Raw genomic sequence first — 16,710 nt, 5'->3', positions numbered from 1 at the left:
GTTCGTCTACCCCATTCCCGGGAGAAAGCGGACCACCAGGTCGATCAGCCAGATCCCGAGGAACGGCGTGATCACACCTCCGAGTCCGTAGATCAACAGATTGCGGCCCAACAGCTTCGACGCCGAACTGGGCCGGTAGCGCACACCGCGCAGCGACAACGGAATGAGCGCCACGATGACGAGGGCGTTGAAGATCACCGCCGAGGTGATCGCCGACTCCGACGAGTGCAGACCCATGATGTTGAGTTTGTCGAGTTGCGGATAGATGCCGCTGAAGAGCGCGGGCAGGATGGCGAAGTACTTCGCGAGGTCGTTGGCCAGCGAGAACGTGGTCAGCGCTCCACGAGTGATCAGTAGCTGCTTGCCGATCGCCACCACATCGATCAGCTTGGTGGGATCGGAGTCCAGATCCACCATGTTGCCCGCCTCTTTGGCGGCTGAGGTACCGGTGTTCATCGCCAACCCGACATCGGCCTGCGCGAGGGCCGGGGCGTCGTTGGTGCCGTCGCCGGTCATGGCGACCAGCCGCCCACCGGCCTGTTCCTTGCGGATCAGCGCCAGTTTGTCCTCCGGCGTCGCCTCGGCGACGAACTCATCGACCCCTGCTTGTGCGGCGATCGCCGTCGCGGTGAGCGGATTGTCGCCGGTGACCATCACCGTCTTGATGCCCATGGCCCGCAGCTGCGCAAACCGTTCGGCCATACCTGGTTTCACGACATCGGAAAGGGCGATGGTTCCGAGGATGACCGCGCGGCCGTCGCCGGTCTGGGTGCCGACGACCAGTGGCGTGCCACCTGCCCGCGAGATGGCAGCGACCTCGTCGCTCACCTCGGCCGGGGTGTCACCGTGGTTGTCGGCGACCCACCGCAACAGCGCATCGGCCGCACCCTTGCGGATTCTGACCGTACCGGCGGGGCCCGGCACGTCCATGCCGCTCATCCGGGTCTGGGCGGTGAAGGGAACGATCTCCCGGGTGGCACGGTCTGCTGCGTCGAGCGCCACCGGGTCCTGGCCGAACTCGACACGGCACAAGTCGACGATGCTGCGGCCCTCCGGGGTGTCATCGGCCAGGCTCGATTGGCATGCTGCCAAAGATAATTCGCCGAGCGTCACCCCTGGCGCCGGCACCAGGGCAGTCGCCTGGCGGTTGCCGAACGTGATGGTTCCCGTCTTGTCCATGAGCAGCGTGTCGATGTCGCCGGCCGCCTCGACCGCGCGCCCGGACATCGCGAGGACGTTGCGCTGCACCAGCCTGTCCATACCGGCGATCCCGATCGACGAGAGCAGGGCGCCGATGGTGGTCGGGATCAAGCAGACCAGTAGCGCAATGAGTTTCACTGCGTCCGGGCTCTGTCCCGCGTACTGCTGCATGGGACCGACGGCCACCACCGCCAGCAGGAAGATGATGGTCAGGCTCGAGAGCAGGATGTCGAGTGCGATCTCGTTCGGTGTCTTCTTCCGCGACGCTCCTTCGACCAGCGCGATCATCCGGTCCACGAAGGATTCACCCGGGGACGTCGTGATCTTCACGATGATCTTGTCGGACAACACCACCGTGCCACCGGTCACCGCACTGCGGTCACCGCCGGATTCGCGGATCACGGGCGCGGATTCACCGGTGATCGCGGATTCGTCGACCGTGGCGATACCGTCGACGACGTCGCCGTCGCCGGCGATCACCTCTCCGGCCTCGACGACGATCAGGTCGCCGATCACGAGTGCACTGCCCGAGATCTCGGTGATGGCGCCGTCGGCGTCGAGCCGTCGGGCGACGGTGTCTTGTTTGACCTTCCGCAGGCTCGCGGCCTGGGCGCGGCCGCGTCCCTCGGCGACCGCTTCGGCGAGATTCGCGAACAACACCGTGAACCACAGCCAGAACACCACCGCGAACGAGAACCACGAGGGCTGCCACACCGCCAGAACCGTCGTGATGATCGCGCCGAGGTAGACGACGAACATCACCGGATTGCGCGCCTGGTCACGCGGATCGAGTTTGCGAAGCGCCTGGGGTATCGAAGTGATCAACTGGCGGGGATCAAACGCTCCGCTACCGGCCAGATCGTCGTCCGCCCGGACGGGCGCGGTCTCCCGCTCCGCGACTGTTGTCATGAAAGTGCCTCTGCAATAGGTCCCAGCGCCATGGCCGGGAAGAAGGTGAGCCCGGCGACGAGAAGAACCGTGCCGGTGAGCAGGCCGCCGTAGAGCAGACCGTGGGTGGGCAGTGTTGCGGAACTGACCTGTCGGGGTTTCGCCGAGGCCAGTAGGCCGGCCAGCGCCAGGACGAAGATGATCGGCAGGAACCGGCCGAGCAGCATGGCGATTCCCAGCGCCGTCTGGAACCAGTCACTGGTGACCGTCAGTCCGCCGAACGCACTACCGTTGTTGTTCGCCGCAGAGGCGAACGCGTACAGCACCTCCGAGAAGCCGTGAATCGAACCCGGCGATCCGGATTCGCCGCTGTTGCCCTGAAATCCGGTGGTGGACGACAAGATCACGGTGATCGAGGTGCCGATCAACACCAACGCGGGCATCACCAGGATCGACAGCGCCGCCATGGTGATCTCGTGCTGGCCGATCTTCTTGCCCAGGAATTGCGGTGTCCGGCCCACGAGTAGGCCACCGACGAACACCGCGATGATCGCCAGCACCAGCATTCCGTACAGACCGGTCCCGACGCCGCCGGGTGCGACTTCACCGAGCAGCATGTTCCAGATCAGTGCGCCACCGCCGCCGGCGGAGTAAGAGTCGTGCGCGGAGTTCACCGCACCGGTGGATGTTCCTGTTGTCGAGACCGCGAACAACGCGGACCCGGCGACGCCGAAGCGCTGTTCTTTGCCTTCCATCATCGCGCCTGCCCCCTGCGCCGCCAGTCCATTGGTGTGCGATTCGAACGCCCAGACGATGGCGACCATGCCCGACCAGATCGCGGCCATCACCCCGAGGATCGTCAGACCCTGTCGACGGTCACCGACCATCGTGCCGTAGGTGCGGGTCAGGCACACCGGGATGATCAGCAGCGCAATGATTTCCACAATGTTGCTGAGCGGTGTGGGGTTGGAGAACGGGTGGGCGGAGTTGGCCGACAGCGTTCCGCCGCCGTTGGTGCCGAGCTCCTTGATCGCCTCCTGAGACGCGAACGGACCGACCACGCCGGAACCACTCGACCCGTCGAGCCCGATGAAGTCGAAACCGCTCTTGAACGACTGCACTGCACCCTGGGTGAGCAGCAGTAGCGCGACGATGATGCTCAGCGGCAGGAGGATACGGAGGGTGGCCCTGGTCAGGTCCACCCAGAAATTTCCGAGTTCACCGTCGCCTTTCGTGCCGATGATTCCGCGGATGAGTGCTATCGCCACCGCGAGTCCGACCGCGGCGGACAGGAAGTTCTGCACGGCGAGCCCGGCCATCTGGGTGAGGTTGCTCATCACGACCTCGGGAGAGAACGACTGCCAGTTCGTGTTCGCGACGAAGGAGATCGCCGTGTTGAAGGCCATCGCGGGCGAGACCCCAACGCGTCCGTCGCTCCAGGGCAGTACACCTTGGAGTCGCTGCAGTGCGTAGAGGAACAGCACCCCGACGAAGGAGAACGCCAGCACCGCGGTGGCGTAACCCGTCCAGGTCTGCGACCGGCGCGGATCGATCCTCGCGATCTTGTAGAGCAGGCGTTCGGGCGCCAGGTCGCGAGTGCTGGAGAAGACGCGGGCCATGTAGTCGCCGAGCGGCACATACGCAGCCGCGAGAATGAAGACCACCGACCCGACCTGGAGGGCGGCGGCCACTGAGGAGTTCACGTTTGCCTAGAACCTTTCGGGAAGTACCAGGGCTGCACAGAGATACAGCACCACCACGATTGCGATGATCAGCAACACGACATTTGTCGCGCCGTCGGCGGTCACGGTCGGGTCCGGGCAGCAACAAGGCGTAGGACGAGTACGCACACACCGAAGCCACCGAAGATCGCCGGCACGAAATAGAGATCTGCCACGTCCACTCCTGAGGATGAGGGGGCCGGACCACTTCGTCGGGTCCGGCCGGTGAGTTCAGCATGCTGGGGCGGCGGTGGTTGCGACCAGTGCGTTGACGACCTTCATACGCCCGCGTGCTGCATCTTTACGAGATCTTTGCGCCCACTGAAGCCGACGGCCAGATGACGGAGCCCGTTCGCGTGATCAGGGATCGATCCGCGGCCTGACGCCGGTCACCCGCGCACGGTTAGCCACCGTCACAGCTGGGTACACGCTCGATGAGGCATGGCGAGGCGGACACGATCCGCCTGCGTCATGCCTGTCTCGGTTGAGTCGTCAGCCTTCTGGGAGTCAGTGAGCGATGGTGAAGCGAGGTCGTGGGTGAAGCGCAGCAGTATCAGGGTCGCGTCGGTGCCGAACTCGCACGTGTACGTCCGGCACATCGCTCCTCTGATGCCCGAGGAGACGAACGTCATCCGTCTTCCTGATCCTGTTCCGGCCGGCGGTCGGACCGATCCCGGCGTGTGGTGGCCGCCACGCATGTTGGACCCGCAGTGGCTCGCGGCCCATCACGCAGAGTTCGACGTCTTTCATCTCCACTTCGGGTTCGACGATGTCTCTCCCGAGACCATGAACGATGTGATCTCCGAGCTCCGATCACGTGGTAAGCCGATCGTCTACACGCTGCACGACCTGCGTAATCCGCACCACCGATCGCCAGGTGCCCACGAAGCGGTACTCGACATCCTGGTCCCGGAGGCCGATGAGATCATCACTCTCACCCCGGGCGCTGCCGAGCGCATCCGGGAGCGCTGGCAGCGTACCGCCACCGTCTTGCCCCACCCACATGTGGTCCCGCCGCAGTGGTTTCATCAACGTCCGACCGACTCCCCCGAGTTCACCGTCGGCATTCATGCGAAGAGTGCGCGAGCGAACTGCGACCCACTGACGGTCGCGCAGGCCCTGGTGGACATCGCCGCGTCATACGACGACATGGTGGTTCAGATCAACGTGCACGACGACATCTTCGATCGGAGCCACCACGGATACGACCCCGACCTCGGACGGGAACTACGGACCCTCGGATCCCACGACAGCGCACGGCTGATCGAGCATCGGCGGTTTTCGGACGACCAACTGTGGGGGTACCTGCAGGGACTGTCGGTATCGGTACTTCCGTACCGGTTCGGGACGCACTCGGGCTGGCTCGAGGCGTGCCACGATCTGGGCACGGCGGTCCTGGCTCCCAGCTGCGGTTTCTACGGTCAGCAGCAGGATTGTTTCGAGTTCGACTCCGACGAGAACCATTTCGACGCCGAGAGCCTCGCCGCTGCACTGAAAGCGGCCCACGACACCCCCACCCCGGCACCGTCGTGGTCGCAGCGGCTGGCGCAGCGACAGTGGCTTGCCCAACAGCACTCCGCCATCTACAGCAGGTGCCTCGATGCCTGAACGGAAGACTGAGCGGCCGTTGCAGATCGCCGTCATCGCATCGAGCCGTCACCCGATCGCGGAACCTTTCGCCGGCGGACTCGAAGCCCATGTCTGGCACCTGACCCGGGCCCTGACCGCTGCAGGACACGAGGTGACCCTGTTCGCAGGCCCTGGATCGGACGTCGGCCCCGGGGTACATGTGATGCACGTCAACATCTTCGAGCCATCTGAGGTGGCGCGGGGTGATGTGTCGATGCCGTCCGAGACGGCGATGCGCGACCATCACGCGTATTTGTCATTGATGCTCGACCTCGTCGCCGATCCCGGGCGATTCGACCTCATCCACAACCACAGCCTGCACTACCTGCCGATTGCGATGGCCCCGGCGCTTGCCACGCCCATGGTGACCACGCTGCACACCCCACCTACGCCCTGGCTGGAGTCGGCGATGACCGTCGCGCCCCATCCGCGGTGTGTGGCGGTCAGCGGCCACACCGCGCGGCTGTGGGAGCACGTCCTGGGTCCGACACCCGTCGTCCGCAACGGAGTTCGGATCGACCATTGGCCGGAGGGTGCCGGGGGTACCGATCTCGTCTGGTTCGGTCGCCTGGTCCCGGAGAAGGGCGCACACCTGGCGATCGAGGCCGCTCGGCTGGCCGGGAAGCCGCTCCGTCTTGCCGGTCCGAGGAGCGACGAGCACTACTTCACCACGATGATCGAACCTGCGCTCGACGACCAGATCCGCTACGTCGGACACCTCGGCCACAGCGCACTGGCCGACCTCGTCGGTTCGTCGGCGGTCACCCTGGTCACCCCGACGTGGGACGAGCCGTACGGTCTGGTGGTCGCCGAATCACTGGCGTGCGGCACACCCGTGGCCTCGTTCGACCGCGGTGGCATCCCCGAGATCGTCGGCACCGACGGCGGGATCCTCGTTCCGCCCGGAGACGTTGCGGCACTGGCCACGGCGGCACTCACGGCCGCGGGGTACGACCGTCGCAACGTTCGGCGTCGCGCGCTCACCCACTGCAGCGAAGACGCCATGGTGGAGCAGTATCAACTGCTCTACTCGGAGATGGCCGGCCGCGAGAACATCCCGGCGTGATCGGCTACTACATCCACCATCAGGGCAGTGGTCACCGGATGCGCGCGGAGGCGATCACCGACCGACTCAGGGTTCCGGTCGTGGCACTGAGCAGTGCCGACATCACCAGCACCGTGTTCGCCGATCGGATCACGCTGACGCGAGATGATTTAACGGACACCCCAAGCGACGTCGACGCCAACGGCGCGCTGCACTGGGCTCCGCGCCTCGACGACGGACTTCGGACGCGGATGGTGGAGATCGCGGAGTTCGTGTCCGTGCATCGGCCCGATGCCATGGTGGTCGACGTGTCGGTGGAGGTCACCGCCTTCGTCCGCCTGCTCGGTGTTCCCGTGGTCGTCACCGCGATGCCCGGAGAACGGACGGATCCGCCCCATCTGCTGGCCTACCGGTTGGCCGACGCCATCATCGCCCCGTGGCCGAAAGAGCTGTACCAGCCTCAGTGGCTCACCCCGCACCTGCACAAGACCACGTTCACGGGAGGGATCAGCCGGTTCGACGGCCGGCCGGTCCGGATCGATCCCGACTGCGAGTCCGATGTCCTGGTCTTGACCGGCACCGGCGGAGCGACCACCTCGCAGGCCGCGGTCTCGCAGCTCGCCGGCGACCACCCCGAACTCACCATCCGTGGGCTCGGCCCGGCGTTCGGGACGTGGAGCGACGATCCATGGCGGGAGTTGTGCAGCGCCCGGCTCGTGGTCACCAATGCCGGACAGGGCAGTGTCGCCGACGTCGCGGTCGCCCAGAAACCCGCGGTGATCCTTCCGCAGGAACGCCCGTTCGACGAACAACTCCGGACCGGAAGAAATTTGGCGCGTGCAGGTCTGGCGTATGTCGCCCCTTCCTGGCCCACCGCAAGCGAGTGGGACACCATTTTGGCGTCGATACCGGATGCGGCCCCGCCGTGGTCGCAGTGGCGCACCGCCGGCGCCGCTGGACGAGCGGCGGCCGCCATCGAGGCGGTCCTCGGGTGACTTCCGTCTGCCGGCCGCCGAAGATCGTCGCCATCACCATCGTCTCCGGCCGCCACGATCACCTGGCGCGCCAACTCGACGGGGTCAGAGCAGCGACGACGCCGCCCGCCGAGCACATCATCGTCGCGATGGATGATGCTGCGGTACATGACATCGCAGCCCCCTACCCATCCACCCGGGTGGTAGACGTCGAGGGTGCGGGCAAACACTTGCCGCTGGCGCAGGCCCGCAACCTCGGTGCACAGACGGCAATCGATGCCGGCGCCGAACAGCTGATTTTTCTCGACGTCGACTGCGTGCCGGGCCCCGCGTTGTTTCGGTGGTACGGCGCTGCAGCCGACCGGACAGGTGGCGAGCGTCTGCTCTACTGCGGGCCTGTGACCTACCTGCCGCCGCAGGCGGACCTCAGCGATCTCGAGGCGCTGACGAATCCGCACGCCGCCCGGCCCAACCCTGCGGCAGGCGACATCGTTCGCGATGACGAGATGACCCTGTTCTGGTCGTTGTCTTTCGCGTTGACCGTCGCGAACTGGCAGCTGATCGGCGGATTCGAGACGACCTACGAGGGTTACGGCGGCGAAGACACCGATTTCGCCATGTCGGCTGCAGCGAACGACTTTCGCATCGCGTGGGTGGGCGGCGCGCACGCCTACCATCAGTACCACCCGGTTTCGAGCCCTCCGGTGGAACACCTCGACGACATCCTGCGGAACGCCCGGATCTTCCACGCGCGGTGGGGATGGTGGCCGATGCAGGGTTGGTTGGACGCCTTCCGCGACCAAGGCCTGATCGCCTTCGATGCCGGTAGCGATGACTGGATCACCAGGCACCCTTGATCGGAAGATTCTGGGGCCGGGCGAAGGTTTAGGGCATCTCGAAATGGCTACGCCATATAGGTGTCGAAATGCCGAGCACGAGCAGCAGCTGATCGATGAGGCGCAGGGCGGACACTGAGGTTCCGCAACATCCTGCCGAACAGCATAATTCGAGAACGGAGAAGCTGATGATCGCCGATCCCGACGACCGGGTACCCACCGATTCCGAGCTCGCGCAATGGTGCGAGCAATTGGCGGAACTGGCCGAAGAAAACAATCGCGTGATCGCGACCGCCGAGTCACTCACGGCCGGAAACCTGGCTGCCGAGTTGGGGCGCGCCTCGGAGTCGGGTGACTGGTACAGCGGAGGCATCGTCGCCTACCGCAAGGAGGTCAAATACGACGTGCTGCATGTCCCGGAGGGACCGGTCGTCAGCGAAGCTGCGGCCACCGCGATGGCGCGGAGCACCGCGACCCTGCTCGGCGCCGACCTCGCGGTCGCGGTGACCGGCGAAGCCGGGCCCGAGACCCAGGAGGACGTACCGCCGGGCACCGTGTGGTTCGGCGTGTACGACAACGGATCCGTCGAGACCCTGCATCGCGTCTTCGATGGGGAGCCGGAGCAGGTCCTCGCCTCCACGATCGCCGCCAGTGTAGATCTGCTCATTCAGCACGCCAAGGCAGGAACCGGCGATCGGGACGAGCAGACACCCCGGACCGGGGAGGAGACTTCATGACCGCGCTCCGTGACCAGATCCGCGAGGAGCTGCATGTCTCACCGTCGATTGATGCCGAACGCGAGATCGAACAGCGAGTGCACTTCCTCGCCTCGTACTTACGCGCCACCGGGACAAAGGGTTTGGTATTGGGCATCAGCGGGGGCCAGGACAGCACCCTGGCAGGAAAGCTGAGCCAACTGGCCGTCGACCGCGTCAACCAGACCGACGACAGTGCCGAGTTCGTCGGCGTGCAGTTGCCGCACGGCAAGCAGTCCGATCAATCCGACGTCGACATCGCTCTCGATTTCATCAAGCCGTCGAGGGTCATCAGCATCGACATCAAGCCCGGTGTCGATGCTGAATCCGCCGCAATCGCCACGGGTCTCGGTGTCGACCGGCTGCGCGACTTCGTGCGGGGAAACGTCAAGGCCCGCGCACGCATGGTGGCGCAGTACGCGGTGGCCGGCGAGCACAACCTGCTCGTGGTGGGGACCGACCATGCCGCAGAGGCCGTCACCGGATTCTTCACGAAGTACGGAGACGGCGGGACTGACGTCAACCCCCTCGAGGGTCTGACCAAGAGCCAGGGCGCGCAATTGCTGCGTGCGCTGAACGCACCCGAATCGACCTGGCAGAAGGTTCCCACGGCCGACCTCGAGGACGACCGGCCCGCGCTACCCGACGAAGAAGCACTCGGGGTGACGTACTCCGACATCGACCGATATCTACAGGGACAATCGGTGTCGAGCGAGGCCGCAGAGACCATCGAGGCCGCGTACCTGCGCACCCGACACAAGCGCCACCTACCTGTCGCACCGTCCGACACATGGTGGCAATGACGGTCAACCGACGAACGCCGCCAGCATACCGTCGACCGCGTGCGGCCAACTGAACTGTTCTGCACGCTCTCGCGCACTGAACCGTCGTTGAGCCACAGGTAGTTGCAGCACGGCCCTGATCGCCTGGGCGAGGTCGTGTGCCGTGTTCGGCGCCTGCGCACCGGACTCCGGTGTCACGATCTCCGACAGCGCTGAGGTCTGCGAGACCACCACCGGAGTACCTGCGGCGAGCGCTTCGAGCGCCGCCAGCCCGAACGTCTCGTGTGGTCCCGGCGCCAATGCCACGTCGGCCGAGGCCATCAACGCCGCGACCTCGGAACGGCTCCCGAGGTACCCAGTGAAATCGACGGGTAACCCTTCGGCCCGCTTGCGGAGCTTTCGCATGCACGGCCCGTCGCCGACGACCAGCAGCCGCACCGAATCCCCCGAATCCTGCAGCATCTCAACAGCATCAAGGCTCCGATGGACCTGCTTCTCCACGGACAACCGTCCACAGTGGATCAGCAGATGATCGGCACCTCGCCGGGTCCGGTCGCGTATCGCTGAGCTGTGGCGGCCCGGATGGAACACGTCGAGGTCGACGCCCAGTGGAACCCTGCACAGATTGCTCGCACCGATACGGTCGAACTCCTCGCCCGCGAACGCGGTGGTGCACACAATCTTGTCGTAGTCACGCGCGGTGGCGCGATTGGCGACGTCGGCAAGGGTTTGCGCCACGGGCCGGGGAAGTGCCTGACCCAGCAGCCGGTCGAGACGTTCATGGGCGATCATCACGCAGCCGATGCCCCGGTCTCGCGCCCAGATGCCCATGCGACGCAATGTCAGTCGGTCGGACACTTCGATGACGTCGGGGTTCAGCGACGCTGCCTGGGCAGCGACGGCCGAGAAGCGCGCAGCGCGATATCCCCCGGTGAACGGGAGCACAGGAGCGGGCACCGTCAGCCGCACCACCCCTGACACGAGTGGCTCGCGTGCCGCGATCGGCCCCGGAACGATCAACGTCACGTCGTGACCGCGCCGGACGTATCCGCTACCCAATTCATCGACCGCGGTGCGGAGTCCTCCCGAACGCGGCCCATAGAAATTGGCGACCTGCACTATCCGCATGATCGAAGTGTCGACTCCTCCCCGGCCCGTTGACCGAACACCACGTGGCCCCGCGATGAACACCGTCCGAAACTCCTCCGGCACCCACCCAGCCGCGGTGGACGGCAGGGACCTCGCGCAACCACCGCCGTGGTGGTCAATCACATCCGCCGCCTGACTGGCCGCAGTACATTCATAGGCAGCCTGCGGCCCAAGCCCCGGCCGACCACGGCTCTGGGAGAATGGCGACCTATGCGCGGACCCGAAGCAGAGTTGGCGATCTTGCAAGCGCTGTTGGAGCGGTCGCCCGATCTCGTCGCATTGTCTGATTTCTCGGGCTTGGTCCGTTATCTCAACCCGGCCGGTCTCGAGCTACTGGGCCTGACCGCATTGCCCGAGGAAGACACGCTCACCACCAAGGACTTCTTCACCCCGGAGGGTTTGCAGGTCGCAGGCGAGGTGGAGCACGGGCTGAGCACGGTCGGACACTGGCAGGGCCGCAGCGAGATGCGAAACTTCGCCACGGGAGAGGGTATCCCCGTCGCCATCTCCACGTTTGTGGTCGACAGGGACGGCGACAGACCGAGCCTGATCGCCTCGTACGTCCGTGACCGCCGGGCCGGCTACGACCGAGACCTCAAGTTGCTCGATGCGGCTGCCAGCGCCGCCCAGTTCGCCGCGGAGCAACAGTCTGTCGCCGAACTCAGCAAGATCGCGATCAGTGGCGACCTTCCCCAACTACTCCCGATTGCGACCGGCGCAGCCGCCACCATGATGGGCGTCGAGCGGTCTACGATCACTCGGGTCGACGCAGAGGAAGACTCCACCCTGGTGCTCGAGGCCTTCAGCGGAACCCCGTGGAAAATGGGGCGCATACCCGCGGGGAACCATTCTCTGATGGGCTATTCGATCCTGCACAACACGCCGGTGGTGTGTACCGACATCGCAGGCGAGCTGCGGTTCGACACCCACGCGATGGCCACCACCGGCATGCGGAGTGGGGTCTCGGTACCCATCGCCGGTAACGCCGGACCGTGGGGTGCGTTGTCCGTTCACAGCGTCCGGCCCCGCTCGTACGGCCCGCGGGAGGTCGCCTTTCTCCAGACGGTGGCGGGAGTCCTGTCCACGGCGATTCGGCGAATCGAACTGGATCGGCGTCTGCGGCACCGCAGGATGAGCGATCAGCTGACCGGTTTGCCCAACCGCGAGGTCGCCTACGAGTGCATCGATGAGGCCCTCGCACGTGCCCTGCTCAACGGCACGGTCGTCGCCGTACTCCTCCTCGACATCGACGACTTCAAGATCATCAACGACAGCCTCGGACACGACACCGGAGACATCGCGTTGCGGCAGTTCGCCCGTCGCCTCAATGCCGCGACGCGGCCACAGGACACGGTCGCACGCCTGGGCGGGGATGAGTTCCTGATCATCTGCGAGGGCATCCGGGACGTGGCACATGCTCAGGAGATCGCGCACTCGATCACCGACGAGATCAGACAGCCGGTCGTCGACGACAACTCGCCTACCCCACGCAGCGCCAGCATCGGGATCGCAGTGTCCGACGAGTCGTCGACCAGACGAGACCTCATTCATCAGGCTGATCTGGCCATGTACCGCGCAAAGAGCACCGGGACCGGCGGGCACGCGGTCTTCGACAACGCCGATGTCTATGACGCCGAACGCATCCGAACTCTGTCGCTTGCATTGCGAAAGGCGCTGATCCGCGGCGATCAGATGTACATGGCGTACCAGCCGATCGTCGACATCGACGCCAACCGGATCGTTGCGATCGAGGCGCTGGCGCGGTGGAACCACCCGACGCTCGGTCCGATCGGTCCCACCGAGTTCGTCGCTGTCGCCGAACGCACCGGCCTGGCCACCGAACTAGGTGTGTGGGCCCTGCGGACGGCGTGCGCGCAGGCCGCCGAGTGGCGGCAGACCAGCGACATCGCCATTCGCGTCAACGTCAGTGCTCTGCAGTTGCGCGACGCGAAGCTACCCGACCAGGTCGCCCTGGTCCTGGCTGCGACCGGCCTGCCCCCGACGGCACTGGGCCTGGAGATCACCGAGACCGTCTGGGTCGAAGACTCGGAACGAGTTGCCGACACTCTCACCGAACTCCACCGGATGGGCGTGGGGATCCTGCTCGATGACATCGGGGTCGGGCACAGCTCCATCTCGTACCTCGATCGCTACCCGCTGTTCGAGTGTTTCAAGATCGACCAGTCGTTCATCGCGAGGTTGCCCAGCCCTCGCGGAGAGGCCATCATCTCCGCGATCGTCTCGCTTGCGAAAGCCTTCGATGTGACTGTGGTCGCCGAAGGGGTCGAGACCTCGGAGCAGCTCGAGGCCCTTCGGAATTGCGGATGCCAACTGGCGCAGGGCTATCTGTTCGGACGCCCGATATCAGGCGACGACACAACGGAATTGCTGCATGCTCAGCTGGACTGAGCTGCGAGCGCCTGCTTGTGCAGTACGCGCGCCGATTCGATGAGCACCACTCCGTCCGGTCCCCACATCAATCTCATGAAGCGGCGTTCGATCGGTGGCTGCTGCATGAGCCAGACGATCGGTAGAACAGCCATCCTCGACAGGATCGCAAGTCGACCCTTCGCCGGACTCAGTCCCATCGCGCGGCGCGCTTTGCCTGAAAGTGCACCTGCGATGGGCAGATTGAACATGATGGCCTGAATCATCAACGGAAGTATTGCCCGCACCTGCGTGAAGTGAAAATTCTTGATCATGGCCTTGCCCATGACCTCTTCGAAGTCCTCGCCGGTCTCGGGAATGAGTTTCATCGTCGGGCTGTGCCGAAACAGATGATCGTATTTCTCGTAGAGCAGAGCGAGCTGAGCCATCGTGGTCGGTATCTCGTCCTCGGGCACACCATGCAGACGTACGTAGCGCGCGGACTCGCCCATGAATCGGTCGCGGGCTGCGGCCGGAAGTCGATGGGGCAGCTTCCCATCCCGGAAGGCAAAGGCCTCATATACACGCAGCATGGGATGCATCTCGGTGAGTGCCGCCCACATCACCTCGCGCGTGTCGGTCGCGGCGTAGCCACCCAGTTCCGGCTCGCCGACGTCAATGATGTCGCCCGCCACTCGCTGGTGAATGTTGTGCAGGTGTTTCACCATCTTTTCCGCGGTGGCGGTGTCGCCGAGCCACATCGGAGCGTGCATGCCCGCATTGCGCTGGAGCCGTTCGAACGAATCGAAGAACGTCAAGGTGCCGTCGCGGCCCTTGCGCGAGATCGGATCGCAGTCGCGAATGCCGGCTTCGATCGGTTTGTAGATCGTCTGCATGAAACCCTGGATCGAGTTGTGGAACACGATTGTCGCGGGATGGAGCAGTACCTCCCACACCTCGCTTCCCGGACCGAAGATTCCGTAGTCGGGCATCCCGTCCGCATTCAGCGATTCACCCGCTGGTGTCGGCTCTCCGAATCGCCTCCATCGTCTTGCGGTACCGAGAAGGCGCTCACTGGTGAGGACCCTGTTCACGGACCCATCGCTTCGACCGTTGGCGACAAGTCGCATGCCTACCCCCCTCGGCTTCCAGTTCCCGGCCGGGAACTGTTGCTTGTGCGACTGTAGGCTGGCCGTTCGGAGGTCGTCAACCCCATTCCGAGGAGGCAGGGCTCGTGGCTCACAGTGAACGCACTGCATCCGTTCGCCGTGCACGAGGAGTCCGGGCGGGGCTCGACAGGGACCAGATCGTCGCAGCCGCCAAGACACTCGACCCTGGTGCGGTCACCATGCAGGCCGTTGCCGGAGTTTTGGGTGTCGACAGGAAGGCGGTCAATCATCACGTCAGCGACCGAGAGACCTTACTCGGACTCGTCGCCATGGACGCCTTCGCGGACAGCTTTTCTGCAGTTCGGTTAGCTGCAGAGATTCCGTGGAGGGAGGCTTGCCGCACCTACGCGATCGGCTTCACCGACGCGGTCATCGCCATCGGGCCGCTCGCCGACCATCTCCAACTCGGCAATCCGTTCGTCACGACCATGCTCGAGGCATCCGAGGTCATCGTCCAGAAGCTGATCGACGCCGGCGCCGATGACGAGACCGCCCTTCGGTGTCTGGTGCTACTGACGAACATCTGCCTCTCCCATGCCAGGGACGTCGTCGCGATCGCAGCGGCCGAAGCAGCCCCGCGGCCAGAGTTGCTCCGGCAAGCCATGTCTGAGCACAAACCTGAGATACCCACTCTCGCCAGGATCGCCGAACAGAAGGTAAACACCTACGACAGAGCCCAACTGGAGCTGTCGATCGACGTATTCGTCGGAGGTATCGAGGCGCGCCTTTCCGCCACGAAGAACACGGACTGAAGCCTCGCTGGTGTTGCCGCCCAGCCCGTCTGGGCGGCAACACCGTGCGTTTTCACACTATGGAGTTGTCAAGATTGCGTGCGCGGTCCTGACTCACGGTCAGGTGCGGCTGGTCGAAAATGCCAGGGGTCAGTCAGAATCGTTCAGTAGCAGGGTGTTACGCGGCGAGGGTCATGGTTCGCCTGTTATAGGCCGGTAATGGTCGCTGGTGTGGGTCCATCTCGAGCGGCGGAATCAACCATGGATGCCCATCGGAGCCCATCACAACGTCCCAGCCGGTGTTGTGGACGGCGCCGTGGCAGGTCCGGCACAACAAACATCCATTGGCCAGGGTTGTTTCCCCGCCGTCGATGTAGTGCTTGATGTGATGGGCATCAGTCCACGTCGCCGGTGCCCCGCACTTGATGCAGCACTCGTCGCGGATGATGATGGCTTTACGGACCGGCCCGGTGAACAAACGCTTGGGTGGGCTCAGATCAATCGGCACCTGCTGCCCATCGAGGGTGATGAAGGTGAAAGTCGAATCACACGCCAACGCTGCTGCGGTGGCTTCGGTGATCGGACCCATCCACCGCAACGACGCCTGATCAGGATGATCGGCCGGGACCGTCACATTCACCTCGGTCCGCGGCGCCGAGATCAACCCCTGCCCACCACCGCCACAGTCGAGCAACTGATGCAACGCATCGGCCCGCGCCTGCGTCGGCGTCCGCGCATCCGGAGAACCATCCGGCTCCGGACGCGGCTTCGACCAGAAGTCCAGGGCGGAAAACAACTTCTCCCCGATCTTCACATCCAGATCGAACTTCCCCACGCACCGCCCGTCGCTACCGACCGCATAATCGAGACTGTTCAGGGAAGGGTCCTCCGCGGGCGGTTTCCCACCGGTATCTGCAGCCAGTGCGTTACCCAGACCTCGAGCAGTCTTACTGATCTCAGCCGGCGGCGCCCCCGACACCGCCCCGTTCAGCAGCTCCCCCTCAAATTCGTAACGCTCGGCGTCGGTGACCGGCTCGTCCGAGCGCCCCTCGATACCGGCTAGACCCTTGACCACCGCATCAACATGCTCGGACGACAGGTACCCATCACGGGCCCACCCGGCCGTGCGATCCAAACCCGCCAAACCGGCACCGATTCGCACCCACCGCTGCGCCGACGCCGGCGCAGCACCATTGGCTTCCAACAACTTCGACGTCGTAGACCCCGCCTGCCGCGCCACCCCCAACTCATCGAGAACCGCAGCACACACCGACACCTGATGCTCGGTGGCATTACGCAACGTGATCAGATCACGCACCAACACCAACAGCTCCGCACAATCACCAGGGACCACCAGCTCAGTCACAGCCGACACCACATCGAGAACCCGCATAAGACAACACCTTCCACCCAAGCAATCAACAGGGACAGTCGGCGGCATCTTCCCGGAAGGGCATGTATCAA

At 64.8% G+C, this 16,710-nt stretch carries 14 protein-coding genes; 8 read left to right on the top strand and 6 right to left on the bottom strand.

Annotated features, from left to right (window positions below):
• Positions 1–6 precede the first annotated feature (6 nt).
• Genes kdpB through BH683_RS02430 form a run of 3 tightly spaced genes read right to left on the bottom strand, consistent with a single transcriptional unit; the run spans position 7 to position 3,896 of the window.
• Positions 7–2,109, bottom strand: a complete 2,103-nt coding sequence (gene kdpB, locus BH683_RS02440) for a potassium-transporting ATPase subunit KdpB (protein WP_084834684.1) — start codon at positions 2,107–2,109, stop codon at positions 7–9.
• Positions 2,106–3,791 (bottom strand): potassium-transporting ATPase subunit KdpA, encoded by a 1,686-nt coding sequence (kdpA, locus tag BH683_RS02435; protein ID WP_084834683.1) that lies wholly within the window; start codon positions 3,789–3,791, stop codon positions 2,106–2,108. The genes kdpB and kdpA overlap by 4 nt, the downstream gene beginning before the upstream one ends.
• 6 nt (positions 3,792–3,797) lie before the next feature.
• Complete coding sequence (locus tag BH683_RS02430) at positions 3,798–3,896, bottom strand: potassium-transporting ATPase subunit F (protein WP_084834682.1); 99 nt, start codon at positions 3,894–3,896, stop codon at positions 3,798–3,800.
• Between the two features lie 450 nt (positions 3,897–4,346).
• Between BH683_RS02430 and BH683_RS02425 the strand changes: the two genes are divergently transcribed.
• The 6 genes from BH683_RS02425 to nadE all read left to right on the top strand — a co-directional run bounded on the left by BH683_RS02425 (position 4,347) and on the right by nadE (position 9,851).
• The gene (locus BH683_RS02425) at positions 4,347–5,417 is read left to right on the top strand and encodes a glycosyltransferase (protein ID WP_246833154.1); all 1,071 of its coding nucleotides are present in this window, start codon (positions 4,347–4,349) and stop codon (positions 5,415–5,417) included.
• Positions 5,410–6,504, top strand: a complete 1,095-nt coding sequence (locus tag BH683_RS02420; RefSeq protein ID WP_084834680.1) for a glycosyltransferase — start codon at positions 5,410–5,412, stop codon at positions 6,502–6,504. The genes BH683_RS02425 and BH683_RS02420 overlap by 8 nt, the downstream gene beginning before the upstream one ends.
• The gene (locus tag BH683_RS02415) at positions 6,501–7,478 is read left to right on the top strand and encodes a glycosyltransferase (protein WP_094647196.1); all 978 of its coding nucleotides are present in this window, start codon (positions 6,501–6,503) and stop codon (positions 7,476–7,478) included. Before BH683_RS02420 ends, BH683_RS02415 begins: the two co-directional genes overlap by 4 nt.
• The gene (locus BH683_RS02410) at positions 7,475–8,314 is read left to right on the top strand and encodes a galactosyltransferase-related protein (RefSeq protein WP_094647198.1); all 840 of its coding nucleotides are present in this window, start codon (positions 7,475–7,477) and stop codon (positions 8,312–8,314) included. The genes BH683_RS02415 and BH683_RS02410 overlap by 4 nt, the downstream gene beginning before the upstream one ends.
• 167 nt (positions 8,315–8,481) lie before the next feature.
• Complete coding sequence (locus BH683_RS02405) at positions 8,482–9,030, top strand: CinA family protein (RefSeq protein WP_084834677.1); 549 nt, start codon at positions 8,482–8,484, stop codon at positions 9,028–9,030.
• Positions 9,027–9,851 carry an ammonia-dependent NAD(+) synthetase gene (gene nadE / locus BH683_RS02400; RefSeq protein ID WP_084834676.1) on the top strand — a complete coding sequence of 275 codons (825 nt, stop codon included), beginning with the start codon at positions 9,027–9,029 and terminating at the stop codon, positions 9,849–9,851. Before BH683_RS02405 ends, nadE begins: the two co-directional genes overlap by 4 nt.
• A gap of 3 nt (positions 9,852–9,854) precedes the next feature.
• Here the strand turns inward: nadE and BH683_RS02395 are convergent, their stop codons facing one another.
• A complete protein-coding gene (locus BH683_RS02395; RefSeq protein ID WP_084834675.1) occupies positions 9,855–10,958 on the bottom strand; it encodes a glycosyltransferase in 1,104 nt (367 codons plus the stop codon).
• 231 nt (positions 10,959–11,189) lie between these two features.
• On the opposite strand from BH683_RS02395, the gene BH683_RS02390 reads away from it, so the two are divergent.
• Positions 11,190–13,388 carry an EAL domain-containing protein gene (locus tag BH683_RS02390; protein WP_084834674.1) on the top strand — a complete coding sequence of 733 codons (2,199 nt, stop codon included), beginning with the start codon at positions 11,190–11,192 and terminating at the stop codon, positions 13,386–13,388.
• Here the strand turns inward: BH683_RS02390 and BH683_RS02385 are convergent.
• Complete coding sequence (locus BH683_RS02385; RefSeq protein WP_084834673.1) at positions 13,376–14,338, bottom strand: oxygenase MpaB family protein; 963 nt, start codon at positions 14,336–14,338, stop codon at positions 13,376–13,378. The two genes, BH683_RS02390 and BH683_RS02385, sit on opposite strands and share 13 nt — an antisense overlap.
• A 242-nt stretch (positions 14,339–14,580) precedes the next feature.
• Here BH683_RS02385 and BH683_RS02380 point away from each other — a divergent pair, with 242 nt between their 5' ends.
• Positions 14,581–15,267, top strand: coding sequence for a hypothetical protein (locus tag BH683_RS02380; protein ID WP_084834672.1), 687 nt, complete (start codon positions 14,581–14,583; stop codon positions 15,265–15,267).
• 157 nt (positions 15,268–15,424) lie between these two features.
• Here BH683_RS02380 and BH683_RS02375 read toward each other — a convergent pair whose 3' ends face one another.
• On the bottom strand, positions 15,425–16,639 hold the full coding sequence (locus BH683_RS02375) for a DUF222 domain-containing protein (protein WP_084834671.1): 1,215 nt from the start codon (positions 16,637–16,639) through the stop codon (positions 15,425–15,427).
• Between the last annotated feature and the right edge of the window lie 71 nt (positions 16,640–16,710).

The sequence above is a fragment of the Williamsia sp. 1138 genome, from assembly GCF_002095435.2.
Lineage (GTDB): Bacteria > Actinomycetota > Actinomycetes > Mycobacteriales > Mycobacteriaceae > Williamsia.
The sequence above is the reverse complement of the archived record's forward strand: the minus strand, read 5'-3'. Positions and strand labels throughout refer to the sequence as shown.